Origin of the sequence: Rhodoblastus sp., from assembly GCF_052145335.1 — a bacterium.
In the GTDB taxonomy this organism is placed as follows: Bacteria; Pseudomonadota; Alphaproteobacteria; order Rhizobiales; family Beijerinckiaceae; genus Rhodoblastus.
The window spans coordinates 1-3,693 of record NZ_JBKQOU010000022.1 but is presented as its reverse complement, the minus strand read 5'-3'; the positions used below and the strand labels follow the sequence as shown (position 1 = coordinate 3,693).

The 3,693-nt window shown below is 61.8% G+C and carries 9 protein-coding genes; 3 read left to right on the top strand and 6 right to left on the bottom strand.

Going from position 1 to position 3,693, the window contains the following annotated elements; genetic code table 11:
- Positions 1-3: 3 nt before the first annotated feature.
- Positions 4-246 carry a hypothetical protein gene (locus tag ACLP2E_RS01715; RefSeq protein ID WP_442464972.1) on the bottom strand — a complete coding sequence of 81 codons (243 nt, stop codon included), beginning with the start codon at positions 244-246 and terminating at the stop codon, positions 4-6.
- Here ACLP2E_RS01715 and ACLP2E_RS01710 point away from each other — a divergent pair.
- Positions 245-538 (top strand): GYD domain-containing protein, encoded by a 294-nt coding sequence (locus tag ACLP2E_RS01710; protein ID WP_442461541.1) that lies wholly within the window; start codon positions 245-247, stop codon positions 536-538. The genes ACLP2E_RS01715 and ACLP2E_RS01710 overlap by 2 nt on opposite strands.
- 159 nt (positions 539-697) lie before the next feature.
- Positions 698-991: a GYD domain-containing protein gene (locus ACLP2E_RS01705; RefSeq protein WP_442461542.1), complete on the top strand. Its 294-nt coding sequence runs from the start codon at positions 698-700 to the stop codon at positions 989-991.
- A 34-nt stretch (positions 992-1,025) separates the two neighbouring features.
- Here the strand turns inward: ACLP2E_RS01705 and ACLP2E_RS01700 are convergent, their stop codons facing one another.
- The 4 genes from ACLP2E_RS01700 to ACLP2E_RS01685 form a co-directional block, all read right to left on the bottom strand.
- Positions 1,026-1,424: a DUF302 domain-containing protein gene (locus tag ACLP2E_RS01700; protein ID WP_442461543.1), complete on the bottom strand. Its 399-nt coding sequence runs from the start codon at positions 1,422-1,424 to the stop codon at positions 1,026-1,028.
- Between the two features lie 69 nt (positions 1,425-1,493).
- On the bottom strand, positions 1,494-1,727 hold the full coding sequence (locus tag ACLP2E_RS01695) for a hypothetical protein (protein ID WP_442461544.1): 234 nt from the start codon (positions 1,725-1,727) through the stop codon (positions 1,494-1,496).
- Positions 1,728-2,035: 308 nt separating this feature from the next.
- Positions 2,036-2,242: a hypothetical protein gene (locus ACLP2E_RS01690; protein ID WP_442461545.1), complete on the bottom strand. Its 207-nt coding sequence runs from the start codon at positions 2,240-2,242 to the stop codon at positions 2,036-2,038.
- Positions 2,243-2,260: 18 nt separating this feature from the next.
- Positions 2,261-2,866, bottom strand: coding sequence for an alpha/beta hydrolase (locus ACLP2E_RS01685; protein WP_442464971.1), 606 nt, complete (start codon positions 2,864-2,866; stop codon positions 2,261-2,263).
- 145 nt (positions 2,867-3,011) lie between these two features.
- Here ACLP2E_RS01685 and ACLP2E_RS01680 point away from each other — a divergent pair, with 145 nt between their 5' ends.
- Positions 3,012-3,326, top strand: coding sequence for a hypothetical protein (locus ACLP2E_RS01680; RefSeq protein WP_442461547.1), 315 nt, complete (start codon positions 3,012-3,014; stop codon positions 3,324-3,326).
- On the opposite strand, the gene ACLP2E_RS01675 is transcribed toward ACLP2E_RS01680, so the two are convergent.
- On the bottom strand, positions 3,321-3,693 hold a 373-nt coding region (locus ACLP2E_RS01675; RefSeq protein ID WP_442464970.1), incomplete at its 5' end, for an FAD-dependent oxidoreductase. The two genes, ACLP2E_RS01680 and ACLP2E_RS01675, sit on opposite strands and share 6 nt — an antisense overlap.

Below are 3,693 nucleotides of genomic sequence, written 5' to 3'. Positions count from 1 at the left end.
GGATTACGACCCATACAAGACATTGGTCGAAGTGGCGCAATGGCGTCGCCAATGGGCCTTGTGGCGGGCGAAGATATAGGGCGTATCGCCCGGAACTGCGGTGGAGCCCCAGCGTTTTACCGCCACGTCCCGGCGCGGGTCGGCGAATTCTTCGTAAAGGCGGACGGGCGCAAAAAATCGTCGGAGCGGTGAAACAGGCGGGGCGCCGATCGGTCCCGTCGAGCCCCCGGCGCGGGAGGACGCCATGCAGACCTTTATTTCGCTGGCAAGCTGGACGGATCTCGGCATCCGCGAGATCAAGAACTCGCCCCAGCGGCTGGATTCCGCCAAGTCGCTCGCCAAGCAATTCGGGGGAGAACTCCTGCATTTTTACATGACCATGGGCGACTGCGACATGGTCGTCATTTCCGAATTTCCTGACGATGACGTCGCCGCGAAATTTCTGCTGCATCTGGCCAAGGGAGGCGCGGTCAAGTTCAAGACCCTCAAGGCTTTCCCGGAGGCCGCCTACCGCGACATCATGCGCTCGTTGGGATGACGGCGACTGAAGGTCGAGATCACAAAATCTTGTTTCGCCGGACGCGAGCGTGTCCGGCATTCTTCCGCGTCCGCCGATCTCCGCAGAAGATATCGCCGGTCGGGCGCATTTCGCGTCGCCTGACGGAAACGCTTTTTCTTTTTGAATTTGGAGGGACCGATGCCGACCTATATTTCGCTGATGAATTGGACGGACCAGGGTGTCCGGGAAGTCAAGAATTCGCCCCAGCGTCTCGACGCGGCCAAGGCGGCGGCCAAAAAGCTCGGTGGCGAGTTCAAGTTTTTCTACATGACCTTTGGCGAATACGACATGGTCGCCATCTGCGACTTCCCCGACGACGCCACGGCGGCGCGTTTCGTCTTGACGGCGGGGATGGCGGGCGCATCGCGCGGCGTCACCCTCAAGGCTTTCACCGAGCCCGAATATCGCGACGTCATGAAATCGCTGGGCTGACAAGGGCCGTCAGGCAAAGGCCGCCCCGGCGATTTCAGGGGCGGCCGGCCAGATCGGCGAACGTCGCCAGCGCGGAGGACAAGGCCGCGACGGCGGCGAGCGTCGGGTCGACGCCGAAACGCCGCGCCAGCCAGGCCGGATCGTCATAAGAGAGCCACGCCTTTCCTGATTCATCCTCCCAGACGAGAATTTTCAGCGGCAGTTCCAGCCCGATCTTCTGCGCGACCAGCATCAGCGGCGTGCCACCCCTCGGATTGCCAAAAACCAGCAAAGTCGTCGGACGAAGATCCATGCCGATGGAAGCGGCGCCCGCGGCGTGATCGACGCGGGCGAAGATCGTCATGCCCTTGTCCTGAAGCGCCGCTTCGAGGCGTTCGAGCGTCTCGGCGAAGGAATGCGCGCTTGCGGTCGTAATCAAGCCTTCTTCGGCCATGGGTCAAGTCCTGGCGCCCGGTCCAGCCGGGCTAACAGGTTCGCCGCATTTTAGTTGCCTGAATAAGGTTTAGAAGCCGAAGAATTTTTCGCGCAGCGCGTCTTCATAGGCTTTCTTGGCCGCCTTGACCTTGCTGCGAATGGCGTCTTCGTCGAAGCTCGCCTGTTCCCATCGATCGACCTCGGCGATATCGTGAGCGACCGAGGCAAGGTCTTCCTCGCGCTTGATCGCGGCGATCCATTCTTCCACCGCCGCCTTGTATTCGCCCTGCAAACGATCGAGTTCGATAACGTCCTGGTCCATTTTAGGCCTCCTGTGGCGCGATATTATTGCGCCTGCATGAAGGTCCGACGACAGAAAGCTGACCCGGCGTCCTAGGGCGTGTGGACACTTGTCGCATCGTCCGGGATTTGGGCGAAATGAGGCGGATGGCAGGAGCAAGGCGAGGCCAATATCGAGGATATTGGCGAGACTTGCGACGCCACAGCCGGCCATTTCGGCCAAACCCGAAGGGCGCGCGGGCGTTTTGCCTCAGCGGAGTCGATTTTTATTCGCTGTGATGAGGGCAAAACGCCCGCGTGTCACGGCGGTGGGACAAGTGTCCACACGCCCTAAACCTCGGCCGGGCAGGCGATCGCCTTCTTGACGGCGGCGGCGAAAGCCTTGACGCCGACATTGATCCGCAAGGGGCTCATTTTGACGCCGTCCCGCCAGCTTTGATAGGTGACGATGCCGCGATTGATGAACAGCACCTTGTATTTTTCGCCACCGGCGGAATAGCATTTTCCAGCTTCGATCTCGGTTTCGGCCATGGGCATGAGATTTTTCCTTCGATGTCAGGAATGGGCGTGATCGTGTTGGGCGGGCGCTGGGTGGACGACATGCCTGGCGAGAAAATCTCCCGCCGCCGCGACGCCGTCATCGTCGATTGCGTGACCGAGGCCGGGACGCTTGAAGCTCCAGACCGGCGCGCCTTTTTCCTTGAGCGCCGCTTTGAAAGCCAGCATGGATTGATAGGGAGAAATGCGATCGGCCTCGCCATGGACCAGCAGAAGCGGCGGCTGCGCATGGGTTTCGAATTCCGCGTCATAGGCCGTGGCGGAAAACGCCACCAGCGCGGCGATGGCGCTGCGCCGGCCAAGCCCCACCCGCAGGGCGAGCGTCGCGCCATCGGAAAAGCTGACCAGCGCCAGATGGGAGTCCGGCAGGCGGCGTCGCGCCAGCATCTCGTCGAGGAAAAGGTCGAGGCCTTCCCACGAGGCTTCGGCTTCGCAAGCCTGTAGCGTCACGAAATCCGCCTTGGGCATGGCGGGCGCCCAGCCAAGGGCCAGGTCGAGCATGGCCTGGGCATCGACGTCTCCGCCGGGAATCAGCACGACCAGATAGGCCGGCTTGCCGCAGGACAAGGCCGCGAGCGCCGGGCCTTCGACAAATTCGGTCATTCCGATTCCCTCAGCCGTTTGGGACGCATGGAAGGGCCTATCAATTATCGTGCCGGGTTTTGCGACAAAGCTCTGGCCCGCAAAATGCTTGAAGCTTTCGCGGTCCTTTGGGCTTGCAGTAGAGCGAAAATCGGAGACGAATGCGATGACGCTGGATCTTAACTCAAGCTGGGCCGACGCCGATCTGGCAAAACTGCTCGCCTCCGTAAGCGATGACCGCGATTGGCGTCTTGAAGTCGACACCAAAGGCGTCGCGTCTCTCGCCGACAAGACCGCCCACCCGACCGGCGCCGATTACGACGAGGGCCTGCATTGCTTTCTTGAGACCTGGATGGAGGGGACGGATTTCGTCGGTCCCTCGGCTGCCGGCGACAAGGCGCTGGTCGGCAAGATCGCCAAGGCGTTGCGGGAAAACTATCCCGAACTCAAAGCGAGCAAATTCGTCTACGTGCAACTATAGCGCAACCGTCGCCTTCAGCCATTGGGTCATGTCGGCTTCCGCACGCTCGGACAAAGCGCGCTTTTTCGCCACCGCCTTTTCCGGCCCGCGCAGTCGCTTGCCGTCCGGCGATTTCGGCGAAAACTCCATTGGCGGGAACAGGCCGAAATTGACGTTCATCGGCTGGAACGAGCGCGGCCCGGCGTCGATGGACTCGATATGGCCGCCGGTGATGTGGTTGAGCAAGGCGCCGATGGCGGCGGTTTGCGGCGGCGGGACGATCTCGCGCCCGAGCCGTTCGCAGGCTGCCATCCGCCCCGCGATCAGGCCGACGGCGGCGCTTTCGACATAGCCCTCGCAGCCGGTGATCTGGCCGGCGAAACGCAGC